Below are 20,826 nucleotides of genomic sequence, written 5' to 3' on the forward strand. Positions count from 1 at the left end.
CGAACCCGCCGCACCCGCCCTCCCGGAACCGCCGAACGAGGACCCGCACGCCCGCAAGCCGATCCCTCATCGGCGGATTTGTTCTCCGCAGGTTGCGCCAACGTGGCAGCGTATCTGTCTATTGGCGAACAATTCGACAGGAGTGTCCTGGTCGGACAGGTAAATGTGCGGTCAGAACCAGACCGCAGCTTATTGGTTGTTCGACAGCGAGGCAGCGTCTTGCAAGCAGAGAGCGAGTAATCATGAACTCACCCTCACTGCCGGTGCTCGCCGGCGTGGAGCACCGGTTCGTCGACGTTGGCGGCGGTGTCACGATTCACGTCGCCGACGCCGGACCGACCGACGGGCCGCCGGTCATGCTTGTCCACGGTTTCCCGCAGAACTGGTGGGCATGGCATGAGCTGATCGGGCCACTCGCCGACGACGGCTACCGAGTGCTGTGTCCAGATCTGCGCGGTGCCGGTTGGAGCTCGGCTCCCGATGATCGTTACTACAAGAAGGACATGGCAGATGATCTCGCGGTCGTGCTCGACCGGCTCGGCGTCCCGTCGGTTCGACTGGTCGCGCATGACTGGGGTGGTCCGATCGCGGCGTTTCTGATGCTGCGACATCCGCAGAAGGTGGCCGGCTTCTTCGGACTGAACACCGTCGGGCCGTGGCTCGAGTACGATCTGGCGGTGGTTCGCCATTTGTGGCGGTTCTGGTACCAGATCCCGATTTCTCTTCCGGTGATCGGGCCGCGCCTTCTTAGTGACCCGAAGGGGCGCTTCTTCAGGATGACGGGCCGCTGGGTCGGCGCCGGGTTCTTCCTCGACGACGTCGACTTCAAGCTCTATGTGCGTCGCATGGGCGAGCCCGGTCATGCGGTCGCTGGCTCGCGCTGGTACCGCACATTTCTGACACGAGAAATGATCCGTGCCCGCGAATTCGCGAAGACCTCAGTCGATGTTCCGATGCGGTTCCTCCACGGAATGGATGACCCGGCAATCACTCCTACATTGCTACGCGGGTACGCCGAGCACGCAGCCGGTTTTCAGCTCGAGACGGTCGACGGCGTCGGTCACTGGATTGTCGATCAGCGACCTGAGTTGGTCCTTGAACGACTTCGGACATTCCTGCACGAAACTTGAGTATTGGCTCGGCGATCCCGGGGTTCATCATCCGGAACGTCGCAGACGCGATCGGTGTATCCCCGGTTGACGATCCCGCTCCGGCACGAGGGTTGCAGGCGGCCGTACATGCGCTCGGCGGCGATCTCGTCCCGCTGGTGGTTTGGCAAACGGTAGCCAACCCCCGCCCCGTCGGGTGTAGCCGACAAGTGCCGACCGGGCCGGAGAAGTCGACACCTTCGTTCAGGGCCGATCGTCAGTCACAAGTATTCGCGAGGTGTTGTTGGTGTGGTTACTGGTCACGAAAGCAGTAGTGACAGGTGAGCTGCTTGGTTTCGCAGTGCGTCGATGTGGTGAAACATCAGGTGGAAATGGTTGATGTGTCCGGATAGAACCAGGCCGGCGACGAGAGTGCCGGCAGCGGATCGGATTGGCACTGAGACGCAGGCAGAGTCATTGTGCAGTTCGCCGACCTGAGTGGCATAGCCCTGATCGCGGACGAGGTCGAGGTGCCTGCGGAGTTCGCTGCGCACGTGGACGGTCCGGGCCGTGAGCGGTTGGGGGCCTCCGCGCTGGAAGGTCGAGTCGAGCCTGTCCTTCTCGGCAAGGATCAGCTTGCCGACGGCGCTGGCGTGGAGGTGCTGGTTGAGGTAGTTCTCGTCGGACCGGCACGGGTACTCCGGATCCGGGGCGATCAGGCGTACCACTGTGTCGGTGTACGAGTAGAGGCGGACACCGAAGCGGATCTCGTTACGTAGCTCGGTGAGGAGATCGCGGGCGGCTGTGCACACCGTTGGTCTGATGGCGGTGTTGGCTAGCGCGGCGACCTTGTGGCCCAGTGCGAAGCAGCCTGGACGATCGGGCCGACGACGGACGAATCCGTCGTCGACCAGAAGCGTCAGCACCCTGTATACGGTCGCGGGAGGTATGGCCAGTGTGTCTGTGATGTCTCTGGCTGTTACTCCTTCGCCCGCGCGAGCCACTTCCGCGAGGATTCTTAACGCGTTCTGGATCGCCCGTGGTTGACGTCCCGAGATAGCAGGGGCGGAGGCCGCAGTCTGAGCATTCACGCTTCATCCAGATACGAGTTGTTGCTGTGACATTCTGCGCCGCAGCGGTTGTGGGCCCGGCTCCGTGGTTTGTCGACTGATTGGCGTCGACGTCGGGCCGGGGTCGGGCAGGCAACGCGTTGAGGCCATTGTCGGTTGTTTCCCTCGCCGTTCACCGCAACAATGCTGGCCTCGCGGCGAGGGACGGTTGCCATGACCTCCTCAGTCGCCGGATCGACGACGTCAAAGCGGGCCTGATCGTCAGTCCCGTAGGCGACTTGTGATGGATTGGAGGAAGGCGACTGTCTCACTCTCGCGATTGGTGGATTCGCTGTCGGTAGTTCCGTAGGCACGGTTGGCGGACAACTTGACGATGACGGCATTCGTCGACGGGTCGACATACACGAACTGGTTGTACACGCCGATGGCGCTGAACTCGCCACGGTTGCCGGCGGGAATCCACCACTGGTAGCCGTAGCCGAGGTCAAATCGGTGGGTGCCGACGATCGGCTGTCCGGGCTGCAGATGCGTGCCGCTCAGGACCACGGAATTGCGTACCCACTCCTCCGGGACAATCTGCTTGCCTTGCCACCTGCCGACGTTGCGGTACAGCTCGCCGAGCTTTGCGAAGTCCCGGGCAGTCATGTTCAGGCCCGCGAAAGCGACCTCCATGCCGGCCGAGTCGACCAACCAGTGCCCAGGTGAGGTCATGCCGAGCGGTTCGTACAGCTTTTCCTGCATGTAATCGGTGATCGAGCGGTTCGTCGCCCGCACCAGCAGGGAACCCAGTACCTGAGTGTCGCCGGAGTTGTAGCGGCAGATCGTGCCTGGCTCGTTCTCGCGGACGACGCCGGCGACGAACTCGTCGAGGGTGCCTATGCCGCCCATTGCAGCGTTGAGGCGAAACACGTCCGACTCAGGGTCGTGGTAGTCCTCGTTCCAGCGCGCACCGGACGACATCTGTAGGACCGCTTTGATCGGGACGCCGTCGTACGCAGAGCCCGGGTCAACGGGTACGTAGGCGCTGATGGGGTCGTCGATGTTCGTGATGTGGCCCTCGGCGACGGCAATACCGACCAGTGTCGAGATGAAACTCTTCGCGACTGACATGGAGATCCACGGAACATCAGGTCCACCGGTGAGTGCGTATCGCTCGTGGCGGACGACTCCCTCGACAAGTACCAGCAGCGCCGCAGTGTCGGTCTCGACGAAAAAGTCTTCGAACGACTTCGAAGTGCCCGCGAACTCATACGTTTCCGGCAGTGCAATCGTGGCACCGGCCGGCCATTCGTACGGTGTCGACGATGGTGTCAATTCGCTAGCGGGGAGAACACTCGCCAGCCGACAGAAGTTGTCGTGCTGGGGTGCCCCGGTGAACAAGCCCAGTCCAGCGAGCTTGGCGATTAGTTGGTCGGTCATGGTCGTCCTTAGGTAGGGGTTGCCGGGACGGCAGGGGTCGCTTGCCCGGATCTGTTCCCGCGGAAGCGGGACCACACAGTCGGCACTGTTGGCGGAAAGTAATTCCCACATGGCGGTTCGGGGTGGGTGCTGGCACCGTCGAGAGCAGCCACCTGTCACATGGGAGCGCAGATGCCGGGCGCCGCGGAAGTGTTCCGGCCGAACGGGGCGTCGGGCAAATTCGTTCATCTGCTGTACACTGAAATTTAGCAGTACCAAGTGGTTAGCACAACCATTTGGTACCCATAATTTTGATTCTTCGGTGAGGTTAGGATTCGGTGATGAACGCAGAGCGTGTGGACGGTCGTACCCTCCGCTACCAGCACCGACGCCCAGAGTTGCTGGCGGCGGCAACGGAGTACGTTCTCGATCACGGCTTCGGGGATGTGTCCTTGCGTCCGATCGCGCATGCGCTCGGCGTGACGCACGCGACTTTGCTGCGGCACTTCTCGTCGAAGGATGAGTTGCTGCTGCAGGTGCTGGAGAAGATTCATGCCGATTTCCAGGAACGACTGAGAACCGATGCCGAACTGCGCGCCGCGGATTCGACAGCGGCTTTCGTTCGCATCGTGTGGCGCCGGTTGTGCGAGCCGCGCGAGCAACGCCAGTTCGTATTGCTGTTCGAGCTTGTCGGGCGCACAGCGAGGGACCCCGACCGTGGAGGGCGGCTCGTGCAGTCGATCATCAACGACTGGCTCCTGCCCGTCGAAGAGCGGTTGGGACAAGAAGGGTGGCCGCCCGACGAAGCCTCGACAATGTCGACGCTCGTCTTGGCGCAGGTGCGTGGTCTGCAGCTGGATCTCATCATGACCAGGGACCGCGACCGGGTCGATCGGGCCTTCGAATCTACTGTCGATCTGGTGGCACGTCCAAGAGTCCGGTGACCGACACGCGCGTCGTTTCCCCTGGTTCGGCAAAGGGAAACGACCCTGCGCCGTATCGGTGCGGTCTCCGACTCCGATGGGCGAGATCGACTCCGGCCCGGCATGGCCGAGCTGGAGTCGATCTCGACTCGAGGACCCTAGGCCTGCTGTAGCAGTTGATCTTTCGCGGCCGCGTACTCGCGGGTGAGGCGTTCGACGATCTCCGCCGCCGGGACGACGGCGTCGACGGCGCCGATGCCCTGTCCGGCGCCCCAGATGTCGCGCCAGGGCTTGGCTTCCGACTTCGTGCTCGTGTCCGCGTCCTCGCCGACATCGAAGTTCATGGCGGACGGGTCCGACACGGCGAGGTTGTGCGGGTCGAGTCCGGCGGCCTCGATGCTGCCACGCAGGTAGTTGCCGTGCACGCCGGTGAACAGGTTGGAGTAGACGATGTCGGATGCGGTGGAGTCGACGATCATCTGCTTGTAGCCCTGGTCTGCGTTGGCCTCTTCGGTGGCGATGAACGCGGAGCCGATGTAGGCGAGGTCGGCGCCGGCGGCCTGCGCGGCGAGGACCGAGCGGCCGTGGGCGATGGAGCCCGACAGCAGGACCGGTCCGTCGAACCACTCGCGGATCTCCTGGATCAACGCGAACGGCGACAGGGTGCCCGCGTGTCCGCCGGCGCCGGCCGCGACGGCGATGAGGCCGTCGGCGCCCTTCTCCACCGCCTTCTTCGCGAACGTGTTGTTGATGACGTCGTGGAGGACGATGCCGCCGTAGCTGTGGATGGCGTCGTTGACGTCGGCGCGGGCGCCGAGGGACGTGATGACGATCGGGACCTGGAACTCGACGATGGTGGCGAGGTCCTCGTCGAGACGGTCGTTGCTCTTGTGGACGATCAGGTTGACCGCGTACGGCGCGGACGGTGTCTCGGGGTTGTTGGCGTCGTGCTTGGCGAGGGCTTCGGTGATGCGGGTGAGCCATTCACGCAACTCGGGCTGCGGGCGGGCGTTCAGCGAGGGGAACGATCCGACGATGCCCGACGTGCACTGGGCGATCACCAGGTCGGGACCCGAGACGATGAACATCGGCGACGCGACCACGGGCAGGCGAAGCCGGTCTTGCAGAATGGGGGGCAGGCTCATGGGTACTCCTTGTCGGGAAGTCAGTTCGGGAAAGTGATTGTCACTGCACAAGTGAGCCGGCTTCCGAAGCCCGGAGGTCTTTGCGAAGAATCTTGCCCGCCGCGGACTTGGGCACGATGTCGATGAACTGCACCTTGCGGACCTTCTTGTGTGGGGACACCCGCTCGGCGACGAACGCGATGACTGCGGCCTCGTCCAGTTCGGCGCCCTGCTGCTTGACGACGAACGCCTTCGGCACCTCTTCACCCTCGCCGTTCGACACTCCGATGACGGCGGCGTCGGCGATCTGCGGGTGGGTGAGCAGCAGCGCCTCGAGTTCGGCGGGTGGCACCTGATAACCCTTGTACTTGATCAGTTCCTTCATTCGGTCCACGATCGTCACCACGCCCTCCGAATCGACGGTCGCGATGTCGCCGGTGTGTAGGTAGCCGTCCGCATCAATGGTCTCGGCGGTTGCTTCGTCGTTGCCGAGATATCCGGCCATGATGTTCGGGCCCTTGCACCACAGCTCACCAGGCTTCGACACCCCCTCGGCCGGATACGCGATCTCCTCGCCGGTGGCCGGATCGATCAGCTTGCATTCCATGTTGGGAATGGTCAACCCGACTGAGTTGCGGGGGATGTCGTCTCTCTCGAGAGGAATGAGGTGGCTAGCAGGACTCATTTCGCTCATTCCGAATCCCTGCAGGACCTTGCATCCCAGCCGCTTCTCGATCACTCGAGCCAGGTTGTCGTCGAGTGGGGCTGCGCCCGACAGCATCACTCGGACGCTCGATAGATCGTAGTCATCGACGACGGGGTTCTTGGCCATGGCCACCGCGACGGGCGGCGCGATGTAGATGTAGCTGCATTCTTCTTCCGAAACGGTACGGAGGAACTCGACCAGATCGAATTTAGGCATCGTGACGAGCGTGGCTCGCTGATGCAGTGTTGCGTTCAGCACCCCGGTCAATCCGTAGATGTGGAAGAACGGAAGGACGGCCAGGACACGTTCCTGCGGAGTGATTCCGAGCCATGGCTGAACTTGGCAGAGGTTGGCGACCAGGTTGCGGTGGGTGAGCCGGACGCCCTTCGGACGGCCCGTGGTCCCGGTCGAGTATGGCAGCACTGCGAGATGTGTCGCCGGGTCGAAATCGACCTTGGGTGCCGGAATCTGTTGTGCCAGCATTTGTTGTAGTGACGGGTGTTCGTCGCCTGTTCCATCGAGAACCAGGACTCGGTGTGCGCCGATTCCGGCAGCGCGAGCCGCGGACCACGCCTGAGGAAGGAGCGCCGACGTGGTGAAGAGGAACGACGCCGAGGAGTCGGTCAGCTGTTTGGTGATGTCCTCTGCGGTGTACAGCGCATTGATGGGGGTCGCAGTCCCTCCTGCGCGCAGGATGCCGTGAAGCGCGACCGCGAACTCCGGTGAGTTCGGGGCGTGCAGCCCGACCACCTCGCCGACAGTCAGGCCTTGGGCGGTGAGTGCGCCGGCTACCGCATCGATGCGTGCAACCAGGTCGCGATACTCGACGGTTGTACCTGAGCTCCGGTCGCGGAAAGCGGTCCGTTGCAATTCTTCGTCGGACAAGGTGCCGAAAAGAAGGTCGTACAGACTCGATTCGGGGATGACGACGTCAGGGTGTGGGCTGGTGAAACTCACGGATGTACCTTCCATTTCGGCGAGGTGAGGGACGGTTGTGATCAGGCGACCAAAGTGGACGCCGAAAGCGGTCGACGCCGTGCCGGGTGCCGCGGTCCGGTCACCCCTGCAATTGGCCGAGGGCAGTGACCGCCGAGGCGAAGGTGGTTGCCTTGACCGTTCCCAGGGTGTCGGGATCCTTCCCCAGTAGAGGGGTGGCAACCTCGAGCGCGGTATCGAGGACACCGTCGGCCGGGGCGGTGCGGTCGACCAATCCGTGCGCACGAGCCTCGGTGCCGCCGTAGCGATGCCCATGCCCACTCGTCATGGCAGTGATCGCGGTCCGGTGGTCCAGTTTCGATTGGATGAGAGCCGCCATTCCAGGCATGAACGGAAGCCTGAAATCCACCTCTGGGAAGCAGAGATTCCCCGGGGTCGGATCGCATGATCCGGGAGTCATGGGCAACGGCGAACATCGCGCCGGCACCGCACGCGTGGCCGTTGACAGCTGCCACTGTAGGTAGTGGGAAAGTCAGAATTCTGGTGAGCAGGGATTGAACGCGTCCGACGTGCCACGCCATTCGAACATGTTGTGTTACAACCCATTCAATGTCCAGGCCATTGGTATCGAACTTTCCTCTGGCTGTCGTCACCAATGCCGGGGAGGGGCCCGCCTGGATTTCCTCGAGGTGGCGTTCGACTGCAGTGATCGAGGATAAAGGGAAGCGGTTCTCGCCGTCTCCGAGGTCGAGTACGGCGATATCGTCCTGATGGTTCACGGAGGTAGTCATGAGTGTCTTTCGCGGACGCGAATCGCTGCGAGTCTGTGAAGATCAGCGTTCGACCAGTGTGGGGGTAGTGGGGGGTGCTGTCCGTGCCCGTGGGGGCCAGGCGGGTCGATCGGTCCTTATAGCCGCGTCCGCCCGGTCGAGTGTGCCGACATTCGAATATCCGGTAATGCCACATCCCGCCTACCTCGATCCTGAGAGGCGCCGTCGTCGGGACGGCGCGAACACCGAATCTAGCAGTACCAAACGGTTAGGTAAACCATTCGGTACTACTAAATTCTCGGGCCGCAGTCCCGAGCGGCAGGAGAGGGATGTCAGGGCCGAGCTGTTCGATTCCGCTGGACGATCCCTCAGTGGGATTGATTCTTCACCGTCCATCGGGCCCTGTTTGGAGGGCGTGACCGACAGCCCCACGACTCCGGCAGGCACAACAGGCTCAGGTGGGACTTGCGGGCAGCCCCCGGCCGGGCCGACGCTCATCCGGATTGGTGCTCGATCCCATGACCCGGGTCGGGAGGTTCGTCGTGGGATCTGACCAGCGTGGTGATGTACTGCATGATGGGGCCGATCTGCAGGTGTGTCTGCGGTTGCAGTTCACCGGGTTCGGGCGGCACGTACGGGTCGGGCGTGCCCGGCCGGATGGGCGGCTCGACGGCGAGCGACTTGAGGAATGCGCCGGCCCCGGCGGCGACCGGGTGCAGGACCCAGGCGTGGGGGAAGTCGACCTGATGCTCCTCGCGCGGATCCCACTCCAGGTTGTAGAGGATCGGCACGTTGGTCGGTGCCCAGGTGGAATAGAAGTCGTCCTGCTGGAACAGGTGAACCTTCCATTGACGCCACTTCGCCGCCTGCAGCCGGTTGCCCTGCAGACACAGGATCATGTCGCGGCCCGAATCCTCGTCCGCGCCCAGCAGAAAGCTGGACATGTCCATCCCGTCGATCTGCCGGTCCGTCGGGACCGTGCCACCGGCGGCCGTCACCAGCGTGGTGAAGAAATCGACCTCGTGCACCAACTCGTTGCTGACCCGCCCGGCGGGTACATTCCCGGGCCAGCGCACCAGGCACGGTGTCCGATTGGAGCCTTCGAGGGCGGTGAACAACCCACCCCGCCAGGGTCCGGAGAATCCGTGCCATTGACCGCCGACCGGATCCGGGTCGATCGCCGGAAGGTGGTTGGTGGTGTCCGCGCCGTTGTCGGACGCCCAGACCACGATTGTGTTCTCGCGGATGCCCAGCTCGTCAAGCTTGTCCAGGATCGTGCCGGTGAAGGCATCCATCTGGGTGAGAATGTCGGCCCAGTTCCCTCGCTGGGTGGTGCCCGCGTACTGCGGGTCCGGGATCGGCGGGATGTGGACCTGTGTGTAGGGCAGGTAGACATAAAAAGACTTGCCCGCCTGCGTGGAGCGGGTCATGAAATCACAGGCCCAGTCGGTGATCTTCCGATCGAATCCGGCCCGGAACTCGGCGTCGTAGGTCGCGATCCTCTCCGATTTCTCGCCCTTGCGCCGCGAGTAGATCGGCTCCGGTTCCAGCGGGATCCGCGTCGACCCCGCATAAGGGGCGGCGGTCACCGCGCCATCCGGGAAGTACGACTGCATGGTCCACAGCACCTCGTCGGCCGTGCGCGGGCACCACACCGCCTCGTCGAACCCGAAGTCGACCGGGCTCCGCTGCTCGGGGTCGCTGCCCAGATGCCACTTGCCCCACATCCCGGTGGCGTACCCCACGTCCGAGAGCGCCCGGGCGATCGTGACCTCCCACCGGGTCATCCCGTCCGGGCCGCCGGTGAGGGGCACCGTCTGGGTGCCCGAGCGGATCGCGTGGCGCCCGGTCAGCAAGGCCGAACGGCTCGGCGTGCACTGCGCCTCGACGTTGAAATTCAGTAACTTGAGGCCTTCCCCGGCCAGGTCGTCGATCCGCGGTGTCACCGCACCGCGGAGCACGCCGCCGCCATAGCACCCGAGCTCACCCCATCCGAAGTTGTCCCAGAAAAAGAACACGATGTTCGGTTGTTCGTCGCTCATGCCTAATCCCGCCTGCGGTCGTGACGCTCTGCCGTCCGGTCGGAGCCGAGCACGTGTCCTGTACCGGTAGTGACCACCCCGGGGTGTCGGGCCTTCCGGGCGGCTCAGAAAGGCCGACACAGAAACGGTAATCCGTCGGACAGAGTTCAGGTCAGTGATTTGAATATCGATGGACTGGCTGGCTCTCGCTGAGGAACGACGACCGGGACGGATCATCCGAACGTCGAAGTCCCGACCCGTCCCGCATGCGGATCGGCTTGCGGTGGAAGCGTTCGGACCGGCCGATGTTCGTGGCCCTGAGATTGCGGTCAGGAACGTTCATCCGGCCGCGGATTGATGGTGTCGCTGTCCCACTGGACGCTCATCGTGGCGGACACTTCGAGTGCTTCCAGCTCGGAACAATTGGTGATCGCGTGGACACACTCTGTGGATGCGCCAACGTAGCTGGCCATGAGGTCGACGTCGGTTGCCACGCACCAGGCGCGGTCGTCGAGCCACCAGAGGTTCGGCGATAGAAGATTGCGGAATCGGCTTCCAGCCGCGGTGATTGAGTCGGTGAGTAGAAACATCCCCATATTGCCCGCTTGCAGTAGGCCGGCGTTCTCCGCGGACGTCATCGAGCAGAGTGTTTCCTTCCCATATGGCGTACCAGCACTGCTCGGGTGTGGTCGTGAAGTTCGCAAGCACACCGATGAGAGCTTCAGCTGTCGGACCGGTGAGCTCACCGGTACTCGGAGCTTCGTCCCATAGGCCTGGCTGACCTTTTCTGGCCGCGGGTGTAGGGAGTAGGAACTCCCATTCCATCAGTGGATGCGCGGCACGCTCGTTCGCCGCTGCGACGGCGTGCCAGGTGATGGGCTCGCATTGCCCAGCGGAGGTGCCTGTGCGCCGATGAAATATCCGTGCGTATGCATCGAATTCCGGCGGCACCACCTGACCGGCGAGGCCGGCACTATGGTCTATGGCGAATCGCTTCAGGCTTTCGTCCACCCACGTGCCTGCCGATACGTCGCGTTGAAAGCTATCCGCAGTCCACATGAACAGTAGAATCCCACGATCTCCGCGCCTGGTACTGGAAACAGATTGTGGCTGCTCCGGTTAGGGATCGTCCGCCGGTATGGGACCGGCGGACATTCCAGCGGGGATGGCTAGGTGTTGAAATCTGAGAGAGCGTCACGCTGAGCCCGGTGGGCGCTGCGTTCGATGGCCCGGTACACCGTCGACCGGCCCACCGAGAACAGATCGGCCAGTTCAGCGGTCGAGTACTCGCCTGACACGTGAAGCTCGACCAGGTGCCGTTCCTGGCGTGGGTTGAGCTTCGGCTTCTTGCCCTTCAGGTGTCCCTTCGCCTTCGCGATCCGCATCCCCTCCCTAGTTCGTGCCCGAATCAGGTCGCCCTCGAACTCGGCGACCATCGCCAGGACGTTGAACAACAGGCGACCGACCGGGTCGGTGGGATCGTGCAACGAGGCTCCGATCTGCAGACACGCGTGCCGAGCGGTGAGCTCGTCGACGATGTCCCGAGCATCGGGCAACGAACGGGCCAGGCGATCCAACTTGGTCACCACGAGGGTGTCGGTGTTCCGGCACGCTGCAAGGGCGTTCTGCAGTCCTGGCCGTTGACGATTGGTGCCGGTCAAGCCGTGATCGACGTAGATCCGTTCCGGTGAGACCCCGAGCCCGAGCAGTGCGTGCTGCTGTGCGGTCAGGTCTTGCTGATCGGTGGACACTCGTGCAGACCCGATGTACATCGCTGATTCCCATCTCTCGAACGCACAACGCCGGCGGCGCAGTGTTTGGGACTCCACGGTCAAACATCATCGGCAAGGGCACCAGGACCGCTGCCCGGAGCTGATGCCGTTGGTGCATTGGCCTTCCAGGCCCGGCGTGGCTCAGCCTTCGAACGATTCATCCCGGTGATCGTTCCGTCCGGTGCGGCGGGCAATCACACCGACGGTCGCCTTCTGCCTCTCTATGCCGAGAGACGCGTGATCTTGGCGAGGGCGTCGCCTATCTTGTCGGCCGCAAGGTCGAGCTCGTAGCGGTCCTGGATATTGAGCCAGAACTGCGCACTGTTGCCGAACGCCTTGGCCAGCCGCAACGCGGTGTCTGCGGTGATCGACCGCTTGCCGAGCACGATCTCGTTGATCCGTCGGGGCGGAACACCGATGATCGTGGCTAGGCGGTTCTGCGTGATGCCGAACGGCTCGAGGAAGTCCTCGCGGAGGATCTCGCCGGGGTGAATTGGGCTCAGGTCTGTAGTCATTGTCGGTGTTCCTTTGTCGATTCTGTGGTCGGATGGAGCGTCGGCTCCCCTCTGGTGGTTAGTGATAGTCGGTGATCTCCACGTCGTATGCGGCGGTGGCGCGCCAGATGAAACAGATGCGGTACTGATCATTGATCCGAACGCTGTACTGGCCCAACCGGTCCCCGGAGAGCTTCTCCAGGCGGTTGCCTGGGGGCACCCTCAGGTCGTTGACGTCGGTGGCAGCCTCGATCAACAGGAGGCGCCGGCGCGCGATCCGCTGAATGTCCTGCGGGAGCTTCTTCGAGAACTGTCGGTGAAAGACCCGCTCGGTCTCTTTGTCGGCGAACGACTCGATCACTCCACGAGTATAACGCACTGCGTTAATAACGTGAAACGTTATGCTCCGTGGAGAGTGGCGGCGCGTCTCCAGCGGTGCTCCAATTGGCCATCCGCTGGCGGGAGCTGCGGAGGCTCAAAATCTCACTCGGTCAGCAGCAACGGCCGAGCGCATACGGCCGATCTTGCTCGGTCCGAACTGCGCGTCCGGGATGTCCACCAGGTCCAGACGCTGGCGGCTGCGGGTGCCGCATCGCTCGATCCTCAGCTGCCTCCGAGGATGATTCCCGCCCGCGAAAGCTGGCCCATTACATCGATCAGCCAGAAAGTTACTGCGGGCGGAAATGGGGACCAGAAGTTCCAGCTGTCTCCTGCCAGATGAATGAAGCTGTCCATCTGAATCACCTTCTACGAGCGACGGCTGGCGAAGTCGTCGGGGAGCACAGCCAACGATATTCGACATCCGACGGCCGACAGCCCGGAACAAGGATGAGAAGGGAGCGGCACGCCAATGGTGACGGTCTTCGATGACGGATCCCTTTCCGACCAGCGGCCGGTATTGCAGAGCTGGATTGGTGCGCACGACACCCCGCTTCGTCACCGAGGTAACAGCGTCGAGACGGGCCTGGCGTGCAATCAGGCTAATGACACGGGCGGGCAGCTCGGACGCGCGAAGATGGCGTTATGCCGATCCAGGACTTGTGGAATCAGGACAGTTTGGTGTGGCACTTTGGCTTGTTCGACGGAGGCCCCGCGATCGGGTCTGATCACGACGTCGAGGCGCCGCAGGTATGGGTGCGTGCACTCGAAGCCGTCGCCCGCGATCTGCGGTGCCTGCGGTACGGGCGCGACGTGCGGTTGGGTGGATTGGTGTGGGAGCTTGCCGTTAACGGCGACTACGCCGTCACCATCGGCTGGCAGGGCGTACACGGCATCAGTGGGTTCAGCCGCTGCGACGGCTTGTCGATGGATGTTCCGTTCGCTGAGGCCGCGGTCTGGGTGGCCGATACCGTTCAGTCAGACCTCGCTGGCTACGACTTCGTGCAGTGGCCCTCACAGGGACAACGCATGCTGCTGCCGCGCAAGCGCGACGATGGTCCGGTTTGGATCGATACCCCTACCGACGACACGGTTGCCGCCATTGGTGAGCTATGTCAGCACATCGACCGGTAGGGCAAGACCCTGGTCTGTAAGTCTCTGAGGGATCCGCTTTCGGGACCAGGGCCGACCACTGCCGGACTTGCGCAGGGACTCCAATCTCGTCCCGGTGATGGCTCCTTGTGCGGTCATCGCGTGTCGGCCGCGATCAGGGCGCGTTGTTCAGGTTGGGGAACTTAGCGCAGCAAACCATCGGGTGACATGTGTGCTGGCTGCGAGGAAGATCGATACAGAACCAACTGGTCGCTCGCAGGTAATGAGAAATCTCTCCAGGAGGCTGCGGTGACATATAGGGCTGCGTCAGCTGACACGCCCGTTCGGGTAGAGCGCTGCGACGTCTGCATCGTCGGAGCTGGCCTCGCCGGAGTCAACGCTCTATTCGTCGCCAGTCAATACTTGTCTCCCTCGCAGAAGGTCATCCTGGTCGATCGCCGCGATCGGTCCGGCGGCATGTGGGTCGACACCTATGCATATGTGCGACTACACCAACCGTATGGCCTGTTCACCGCCGGCAACATCAAGTGGACCCTTGGCCAGGATCGCTCCTACCTGGCAACAAAGGACGAAGTCCTCACCCACTTCGAACACTGCCTCGCCGTGGTCAAGCAACGAGTGCAGGTGGACGAATATTTCGGCTGGACTCTGGAGTCGCATGACGAGTCCGACGGGATCGTGCGCCTCACCTGCACATCGTCGGACGGCCAACTCATGGTTGTCGAGGCGAGGCGACTGATCAAAGCCAGCGGATTTGGGGTTGTGCCCAACGACCCACTCGGGATCTCCAGTGCACGTGTCGTGTCGGTGTCACCCGACTTCTGCGACATGCGGGGCGACGAGATGCGGGCGAGTGACGCCCCCGTGTGGGTCGTGGGTGGCGGTAAGACCGCGATGGATACCGCTCACACTCTGATCACGGAATACCCCGGTCGGGAAGTGAACCTTGTCGCAGGTTCAGGAACATTCTTTTCGAACCGCGACCGTCTATTCCCTGTCGGCGGCCGACGATGGTGGAGCGGCACATTGGTCACCGGCATTTTCATGGAACTGGGGAGGCGATTCGACGGGACCAACGAGACAGATGTCGCGTCCTGGTTACGCGATACCTACGGCACCTGGTTGACCCCCACTACAGGAAACTACCTGCTGGGCTTGCTATCCGAGTCGGAGAACAAGACGATCGCCACCGGCCTGAACGAGGTGATCATGGATCACGTCGTGGATGCCGTCGACCGCAACGGCGAGACCGACTTGGTGTTCCGCAGCGGATCCGCGAAGACGATTCAACCGGGCAGCTGGATAGTGAACTGCACCGGATACATGCTGCGCGGCGACCACCCCTACGAGCCCTACGTGTCCGACAGCGGTGCGGTCGTCTCGGTGCAGCCGCGCTCTGCCACACTCCATCTGACCTCATACATGGGTTACTTCTTGACCCACCTACTGTTCTTGGACAAGCTCAGGGACATCCCGCTGTATGAGCTCGACGCGCCGGATCTACGGAAGAAGTCGAATGCGGTATTTCCGTATACGCTCGGATCGCTCGCCATGCACAATCTCAGCCTGATTGTCGACAGCGTCCCGCACAAGGTGTTGCTCGATTGCGGACTCGATCTCGATCGCTGGTATCCGCTGCCACGCCGCATGATCGGAACGGCGCGGTTCATGCTCACCCATCGCCGCGGACGCGAGCACCTCCGGCAGACCCTGGACACTGTGCGTGAACGATTCGATGTTCGCTGCGGCCCACTGGGCTATGCGTAATCATCAGTTTCCTGACGCCCTCATGTCTGTGCAGGCCCCCCGGCGGCGCAGCTCGTTCCCGTAAGCGGATCCGCTTGCGGAACGACGGTCGACTGCCGCCGGCACGCGCTGAGACGCCACTTCGTCCGAAGCAGGTTCGGGCAAAGGATCCTCTTCCTCTTGCCCGACGACGTCACTACCGGGAGAGTCACGACGATGAGTGTTCCCGATCGTACCGAGCTCGATCGGCTCTTCATGCTGTGGAAAAACAGATTGTGGACTGCGTTTGGTGTCTCTGAAAACGAGGCAGCGAGCGAACCGGAGCTCTATCGCTTCAGGGTCACCGGGATCGGTCGGCTCGACGAGAACTCTCTGGAGATCCACATCGAGTTCGCGCCTAATGCCGTCTACGGCATCGAGCACGTGCCCGCCTCGAAGGCTGGCATTGTGATCGCGCTGTACTCACATGGTGAGGTCAACGCTCCACCCGGGATGGAGCATCTGCTGACCGAATTCATCACGTCCGGCGGGATCCACCCCGCCAACCTCGTAGGCACGGATGCCGACGGTAATCCCCGGGTCTTCTGGGACACAGCAGGATAGGAACCCGCAGGCGAGTGTCCCGTGCCGGGCACTCGTACATCTGGTCATGGTGGCAGACGCCACCAGGCCAACGGTGACCTGTTCCGTATGCGGATCCTCATCCGGTGCTAGCGCAGGCGTTCCTCATTGCGAGCGGGAGGGTCCCGCGACCATCCTCAGGTGGCGTACCGGATGCTTAGGTCATGCGACAACCCAAGGCAGGTACCACCCGCAACAAGGCAGTCCGAACTGCAACGTGGGCGGCACTGCTATCGGTTGCCGTCTCCTGCGGCACCACCCCGGACCATCCGGGTGCCATCCTCGATGAGCTCCCACCAGGCGCAGTCGGTGCCGTGTCGGTCGGCCCCCGTGGTCTCGAATCAACAGGCGGCCGCACGATCGTGTTCGTCTTCGATGAGAAGGGAAACGTTCTCGGCAGACTCGAAGACGAACCGATCTATGCCAATCCTGTCTTGGCCTCAAAGCAGAGCCTTGTCACAGCGTCCGGCCGAGCGGTCACCACACTCACGAGTACCTCAAGGATCGACGTCCCCGTCGACGAGAGCATCGTCGAGGCCGCAGCGAACAATCCCGAAACCGGTTCCGCAACCGTCTGGTTCAACAGCGGACGCACCAGCAATTTCGTCTCGGTCGACGCCGACGGCCAAACCCACACGGGAAGCGTGGAAGGGATGGTACGAACGGCAACCTACTGCGGAGACCGCCAGTTCGCCGTCGTACGCGACATCATCCCCGCCGGGGACATGACCAAACACCGGTTGTACGAGCTTCTACCGGGAGGCAGGCTCGCCGTGCGTGGCGAATGGGACCTTCCCGTCGGCGTCGGACCGGCGTCGCGAAACCCCGCCTGCGCTGCTGACGGGCAATCGATTCTTGCATTGTGGAGAATGTCCGCGACGTCCTCGCCGCCCGACCACGACCTGGCGCTCGTCCGCATCGATGTAACTGACGGCTCGCAGTCCGAAACCGTTCTCGACATGCCTGGGTACGCGCAGAACGCCTGGGGTACGACCGCAGTAATCGGTGATCGTTTGTATTGGCTCAATCAAGACGGGCAGGTCCTGTCCGTAGCCATCGAGGGTCCGCCGGCAGTGTCCCTGGAATGGACGATTCCCGACCCAGAGGAGGCCACCACAACGGTCAGCGGCACAACCGTCACCATCGTCAACTCCCGAGGCCGGCCGGTATTCTCGCAGCACGACTTGATCACCGGGAACCAGACGCGGGATCCGATTGAACTTCCTGGCTCGAATCCATCGTCGGTTCACCGGCCGGAAACACCCTCTATTCGACCACGGATGTCACCGGACTCGAAGAACAGCCCCAGTAGGGGATGGTTGAGCGGGATCGAATGCGGACGGGCGAAGATGGTGCAGTTTGGGCTGCCAGAGACCGCCGAGTGGAAGGGCAACTCCAGGAATAGCCCTCGACTGGCGTTCGGCAATAGGCGGCGGTGTTTCAGCCGACTGCGGGGCTAGGCCCGTCCGACTTGGGGCGGCGGGTGTGCTGGAGTTCGGTGTTGATGCGCCGGGCCTCGGCGAGTTGGTCTTCGAGGATGATGATGCGGCATGCGGAATCGAGTGCGGTGCCCTGGTCGATCAGTTCGCGGGCGCGGGCGGCGATGCGGAGCTGGTATCGGGAGTAGCGGCGGTGGCCGCCCTCCGAGCGTCCGGGGGTGAGGAGCTTCGCGGCGTCGAGGCTGCGGAGGAATGCTTGTGTGACGCCGAGGATCTCGGCGGCGTGGCCCATGCTGTAGGCCGGGTAGTCCTCGTCGTCGAACTTTCCGGCCGGGCTGTGGTCGGGCGAATCTGCCGGAATGGGGTGACACCTTTCAACGGACAGGGCCCCCGGCGCCGTGAGGCACCGGGGGGCCGGTTTGATTTCCTTGTTCACTGCACTTTTTCCGGCTGCCAGGCTGTTCTTGCTGCCCGATCGCCGACCGGAGGTGCCGGGGCCTTACACACTCAGATCAACCCTTGCCCTGGCACTTCCTCATCTTGCGGTACTGCTATGCGGGTAGTTCATTCTCTCCCGCACCTCGTGAACTCTTTCCTTGCGACGACAGGAACTCTACAACGGCTTCACCTCAATGTCTACTCCCATCACTGCAGAATTTTTGGATCGGGTTGACCAGGTATTTTCATACGAACCCGGGAGGCCGGGGGTGGTTCCGTCGAGGTCGACAGGCGGCTCTCGACGGCTCCGTCACGGGGATCGCTGACCGGCGCCCGATTGGTCAGGGCATCGAGGTGACGTCAAGTCTCGGACGGGCACACTCGATGTCGTTCAATTCATCGCGGGACGCCTAGGGCGTGTCTCCCAATAATTTTGGGTATTGTGCGGCAGCATATTTGCTGTGACAGAGGTGATGGATCGCTATCAGATGTTGACCGAGAAGCAGTGGGCGTTGCTCGCACTGCTGCTACCCAGCTCGGATGGCCTTCGGGGGCGGAAGTTCCAGAATAATCGACTCGTGGTGGAGGGGATGCTCTACCGGCTTCGTGCCGGGATCCCATGGCGGGATCTGCCTGCGCATTTCGGCCCCTGGAAGACGGTGTGGAAACGGCATCGACGCTACGCCGGGGATGGAACGTGGGACCGGGTACTCATGGCCCTGGCCGCGATGGCCGATTCCGGTGGCGATCTGGATTGGGCGGTATCGGTGGATTCCACCGTGGTGCGGGTGCACCAGCATGGCGCCAACGCCGCGCGTGACACAGGGGGATCTGCCGAATTACACGAATCTGCTTGACGAACCGGTCGATCACGGCATCGGCCGGTCCCGAGGCGGGTTGACCAGCAAAGTTCACCTGGCGTGCGACGGTGCCGGGCGCCCGTTGTCAGTGCTGGTGGGCCCTGGCCAGGCCGGCGACAGCCCGATGTTCGGCCCACTCCTCGACGGCATCTGTGTGCCGCGTATCGGTGGTGGCGCACCCCGCAGACGCCCGGACGAGATCCGTGCCGACAAGGCGTACACATCCAAGGCCAATCGAGAACTGTTACGCAGCAGGGGTATCACGGCGGTCATTCCCGAGAAGTCCGATCAGGTGGCCAACCGCAAGAACAAGGGCAGCGCGGGCGGGCGGCCACCGAGCTTCGATGCCGAGTCATACAAGGGTCGCAACGTGGTGGAAAGGGCCTTCAACAAGGCGAAACAGTGGCGAGCGGTGGCAACCCGGTATGACAAGCTTGCCCTGACTTACCGGGCCGGATTCCTCCTCGCCGGCATCGTCGAATGGCTAAAACTATTGGGAGACATGCCCTAGTAGCCGATCGACGGCAGCCACGCGCCCTGCGGCTCGTTGTAGAGCCCGCTCGTCATCAGCGTCGACTGCTGGACGATCTTCAGCCCAGCATCGAAGCACCAGGCCATGAGGCGGGTGTTGCGTGACGGCACGAGGAACCCGAGGCCGGTGAACTCGTCGGCGCTGGCCAGCAGCGCGATGACGTCGTCGTCGGCCTTGCCGACCGCGTGCCCGGTGTAGCCGAAACCCGTCGCATAGCCGGTGATCTGGCCGCCACGCTCGACCACCCGGGCGGTGCCGACATTGACCCAATGCTGCAGCTCGCCGTGGCGGTCGTGGCCGTGCACCTGCCGGCAGATCTCGTCGCAGGCGGCGATCTCGTCCGGTGTCGCCGGACGCACGACTGCGCCGGGAATCGCGGACACCCGTGGCGTTCCCTGGAAGACGGACAACAGCTCACGCACGGCGAAGTCGAGCTTGGCGTACAGGGAGAAGGACCGGTAGTTGTACGCCGTCTGAACCAGCCGCACCCCTGCGACGTCGCGCTCGCGCGATCGCTCAAGCAACGCATTCATCAACGCACGCCCCGCCCCCGCGTCCGACGCCGCCGGATCGACGCAGACGGGTCCTATGCCGACGATCTTGCCGCGCTCGTCCTGTAAGGCGCTGCCGACGATTCGGCCGTCGCGCTCGGCAACCAGGCCGTAAATGCCGTCGGTGTCCAGCATCGCCTTGATCTGGAAGTCGGCGAATTCGGGCGTGCCCGCTTCGATCGGAAAGTTATGGCGCGTGGCGAGCCCCTCGAAGGCGTCGAACATGAGGCGCCCACACACCTGGGCATCGTCCGACGTCGCCTCGCGAATCTGCAGCTCGGTCATTCACCTATTGTCGCGCTTGCGCTGCCGACGGGTGTCCCAATGGCGGATCCCCTTGCGGGGCACCCACCGGCACCGGCTTAGCGTCCGCAGGATGCGCAGGCGGAGGTTCGTCCTATGGCCGTCGCGCGGTACCGGCGACAGCGTACGGAGTACCCGCCACCCTTACCTACACCGCGAGTTCGATTACAAGTGGGATACCGGTGTCGAACCAGTAGCCGTGGAGGTCCTTGATCTTGGCCGGGAGGGACGCCCGCGCAGATGAAGGCTGCACTCACCGTAGTCAACGAGGTGAACCGTCTCGCAGATTGCCTCTCGGGCCTGTCGCAACTCGATCGGGTCGCTGATCTCGCGCGCGACGCCGGCAAAAGTTCGACGCCGCAGCCGAAGGCGAATGTTTGGGTTTCCCCGGATGTTCCACATCCAGGATGAGACGGCTAGGAGCGTGGGTCTGTATTGCCAATCGGGATCGTTGCCAGGGTGCGCCGGAGTCGATTGGGCCGGCGGTGGGTGGGCAGATTGGTTCGGGATGAGCGCAGGTTGCGCGGGTGTCCGTACCGAGCT

The 20,826-nt window shown here is 63.1% G+C and carries 19 protein-coding genes and 1 pseudogene; 7 read left to right on the forward strand and 13 right to left on the reverse strand.

What is annotated here, in order from left to right; genetic code table 11:
• Window positions 1-242: 242 nt before the first annotated feature.
• Window positions 243-1,130: an alpha/beta hydrolase gene (locus tag G9373_RS39770; RefSeq protein ID WP_167120489.1), complete on the forward strand. Its 888-nt coding sequence runs from the start codon at window positions 243-245 to the stop codon at window positions 1,128-1,130.
• Window positions 1,131-1,408: 278 nt separating this feature from the next.
• Here the strand turns inward: G9373_RS39770 and G9373_RS48410 are convergent, their stop codons facing one another.
• The gene (locus G9373_RS48410; RefSeq protein ID WP_037205815.1) at window positions 1,409-2,179 is read right to left on the reverse strand and encodes an IclR family transcriptional regulator C-terminal domain-containing protein; all 771 of its coding nucleotides are present in this window, start codon (window positions 2,177-2,179) and stop codon (window positions 1,409-1,411) included.
• Between the two features lie 240 nt (window positions 2,180-2,419).
• A complete protein-coding gene (locus G9373_RS39780; protein ID WP_120659155.1) occupies window positions 2,420-3,577 on the reverse strand; it encodes a serine hydrolase in 1,158 nt (385 codons plus the stop codon).
• Window positions 3,578-3,954: 377 nt separating this feature from the next.
• Here G9373_RS39780 and G9373_RS39785 point away from each other — a divergent pair, with 377 nt between their 5' ends.
• Complete coding sequence (locus tag G9373_RS39785; protein ID WP_240483091.1) at window positions 3,955-4,500, forward strand: TetR/AcrR family transcriptional regulator; 546 nt, start codon at window positions 3,955-3,957, stop codon at window positions 4,498-4,500.
• 137 nt (window positions 4,501-4,637) lie between these two features.
• Here G9373_RS39785 and G9373_RS39790 read toward each other — a convergent pair whose 3' ends face one another.
• From G9373_RS39790 to G9373_RS47970, 9 genes and pseudogenes are all read right to left on the reverse strand, one after another.
• Window positions 4,638-5,624, reverse strand: coding sequence for a nitronate monooxygenase family protein (locus tag G9373_RS39790; protein ID WP_167120482.1), 987 nt, complete (start codon window positions 5,622-5,624; stop codon window positions 4,638-4,640).
• A 40-nt stretch (window positions 5,625-5,664) separates the two neighbouring features.
• Complete coding sequence (locus G9373_RS39795) at window positions 5,665-7,266, reverse strand: AMP-binding protein (RefSeq protein ID WP_167120484.1); 1,602 nt, start codon at window positions 7,264-7,266, stop codon at window positions 5,665-5,667.
• Between the two features lie 100 nt (window positions 7,267-7,366).
• Window positions 7,367-8,036, reverse strand: a pseudogene (locus G9373_RS39800) (enoyl-CoA hydratase-related protein).
• Between the two features lie 473 nt (window positions 8,037-8,509).
• Window positions 8,510-10,057 carry a sulfatase-like hydrolase/transferase gene (locus G9373_RS39805; protein ID WP_054248794.1) on the reverse strand — a complete coding sequence of 516 codons (1,548 nt, stop codon included), beginning with the start codon at window positions 10,055-10,057 and terminating at the stop codon, window positions 8,510-8,512.
• 308 nt (window positions 10,058-10,365) lie between these two features.
• On the reverse strand, window positions 10,366-10,674 hold the full coding sequence (locus tag G9373_RS47160; protein WP_240960996.1) for a hypothetical protein: 309 nt from the start codon (window positions 10,672-10,674) through the stop codon (window positions 10,366-10,368).
• Between the two features lie 531 nt (window positions 10,675-11,205).
• The gene (locus G9373_RS39815; RefSeq protein WP_167120485.1) at window positions 11,206-11,808 is read right to left on the reverse strand and encodes a recombinase family protein; all 603 of its coding nucleotides are present in this window, start codon (window positions 11,806-11,808) and stop codon (window positions 11,206-11,208) included.
• Window positions 11,809-12,029: 221 nt separating this feature from the next.
• Window positions 12,030-12,323: a HigA family addiction module antitoxin gene (locus G9373_RS39820; protein WP_007297375.1), complete on the reverse strand. Its 294-nt coding sequence runs from the start codon at window positions 12,321-12,323 to the stop codon at window positions 12,030-12,032.
• Between the two features lie 58 nt (window positions 12,324-12,381).
• Entirely contained in the window at window positions 12,382-12,663 is a 282-nt protein-coding gene (locus G9373_RS39825) for a type II toxin-antitoxin system RelE/ParE family toxin (RefSeq protein WP_054248704.1), read from the reverse strand.
• Window positions 12,664-12,905: 242 nt separating this feature from the next.
• Window positions 12,906-13,037: a hypothetical protein gene (locus G9373_RS47970; RefSeq protein WP_009480666.1), complete on the reverse strand. Its 132-nt coding sequence runs from the start codon at window positions 13,035-13,037 to the stop codon at window positions 12,906-12,908.
• Window positions 13,038-13,325: 288 nt separating this feature from the next.
• Here G9373_RS47970 and G9373_RS39830 point away from each other — a divergent pair, with 288 nt between their 5' ends.
• The 4 genes from G9373_RS39830 (at window position 13,326) to G9373_RS39845 (ending at window position 17,620) form a co-directional block, all read left to right on the forward strand.
• Complete coding sequence (locus tag G9373_RS39830) at window positions 13,326-13,814, forward strand: hypothetical protein (RefSeq protein ID WP_043782979.1); 489 nt, start codon at window positions 13,326-13,328, stop codon at window positions 13,812-13,814.
• 186 nt (window positions 13,815-14,000) lie between these two features.
• A complete protein-coding gene (locus G9373_RS39835; protein ID WP_240960997.1) occupies window positions 14,001-15,560 on the forward strand; it encodes an FAD-dependent oxidoreductase in 1,560 nt (519 codons plus the stop codon).
• A gap of 195 nt (window positions 15,561-15,755) precedes the next feature.
• A complete protein-coding gene (locus tag G9373_RS39840; RefSeq protein ID WP_120659151.1) occupies window positions 15,756-16,142 on the forward strand; it encodes a hypothetical protein in 387 nt (128 codons plus the stop codon).
• 380 nt (window positions 16,143-16,522) lie between these two features.
• Window positions 16,523-17,620 (forward strand): hypothetical protein, encoded by a 1,098-nt coding sequence (locus tag G9373_RS39845; protein WP_167120487.1) that lies wholly within the window; start codon window positions 16,523-16,525, stop codon window positions 17,618-17,620.
• Here the strand turns inward: G9373_RS39845 and G9373_RS39850 are convergent.
• A complete protein-coding gene (locus G9373_RS39850; RefSeq protein WP_346842907.1) occupies window positions 17,601-18,035 on the reverse strand; it encodes a MerR family transcriptional regulator in 435 nt (144 codons plus the stop codon). The two genes, G9373_RS39845 and G9373_RS39850, sit on opposite strands and share 20 nt — an antisense overlap.
• Before the next feature lie 475 nt (window positions 18,036-18,510).
• On the opposite strand from G9373_RS39850, the gene G9373_RS39855 reads away from it, so the two are divergent.
• Window positions 18,511-19,408, forward strand: a protein-coding gene (locus G9373_RS39855; protein WP_240960999.1) for an IS5 family transposase whose coding sequence is annotated in 2 segments (ribosomal slippage) — window positions 18,511-18,849 and window positions 18,851-19,408 — 897 coding nt in all. Because the reading frame shifts where the segments join, the coding sequence is not laid out codon by codon here.
• On the opposite strand, the gene G9373_RS39860 is transcribed toward G9373_RS39855, so the two are convergent.
• Complete coding sequence (locus G9373_RS39860; protein ID WP_054248462.1) at window positions 19,405-20,265, reverse strand: GNAT family N-acetyltransferase; 861 nt, start codon at window positions 20,263-20,265, stop codon at window positions 19,405-19,407. The two genes, G9373_RS39855 and G9373_RS39860, sit on opposite strands and share 4 nt — an antisense overlap.
• Window positions 20,266-20,826 lie beyond the last annotated feature (561 nt).

The organism is Rhodococcus sp. A14 (assembly GCF_011603105.1).
GTDB classification, from domain to species: Bacteria; Actinomycetota; Actinomycetes; order Mycobacteriales; family Mycobacteriaceae; genus Rhodococcus_F; species Rhodococcus_F opacus.

Bases quoted from the DNA above. Each gene is read 5' to 3' on its own strand.
- G9373_RS39780 (WP_120659155.1), bottom strand. From the start codon at position 3,577: ATGACCGACCAACTAATCGCCAAGCTCGCTGGACTGGGCTTGTTCACC.
- G9373_RS39860 (WP_054248462.1), bottom strand. From the start codon at position 20,265: ATGACCGAGCTGCAGATTCGCGAGGCGACGTCGGACGATGCCCAGGTG.
- G9373_RS39805 (WP_054248794.1), bottom strand. From the start codon at position 10,057: ATGAGCGACGAACAACCGAACATCGTGTTCTTTTTCTGGGACAACTTC.
- G9373_RS39815 (WP_167120485.1), bottom strand. From the start codon at position 11,808: ATGTACATCGGGTCTGCACGAGTGTCCACCGATCAGCAAGACCTGACC.
- G9373_RS47970 (WP_009480666.1), bottom strand. From the start codon at position 13,037: ATGGACAGCTTCATTCATCTGGCAGGAGACAGCTGGAACTTCTGGTCC.
- G9373_RS39820 (WP_007297375.1), bottom strand. From the start codon at position 12,323: ATGACTACAGACCTGAGCCCAATTCACCCCGGCGAGATCCTCCGCGAG.
- G9373_RS39830 (WP_043782979.1), top strand. From the start codon at position 13,326: ATGCCGATCCAGGACTTGTGGAATCAGGACAGTTTGGTGTGGCACTTT.
- G9373_RS39790 (WP_167120482.1), bottom strand. From the start codon at position 5,624: ATGAGCCTGCCCCCCATTCTGCAAGACCGGCTTCGCCTGCCCGTGGTC.
- G9373_RS39840 (WP_120659151.1), top strand. From the start codon at position 15,756: ATGAGTGTTCCCGATCGTACCGAGCTCGATCGGCTCTTCATGCTGTGG.
- G9373_RS47160 (WP_240960996.1), bottom strand. From the start codon at position 10,674: ATGACGTCCGCGGAGAACGCCGGCCTACTGCAAGCGGGCAATATGGGG.
- G9373_RS39770 (WP_167120489.1), top strand. From the start codon at position 243: ATGAACTCACCCTCACTGCCGGTGCTCGCCGGCGTGGAGCACCGGTTC.
- G9373_RS39835 (WP_240960997.1), top strand. From the start codon at position 14,001: ATGTGTGCTGGCTGCGAGGAAGATCGATACAGAACCAACTGGTCGCTC.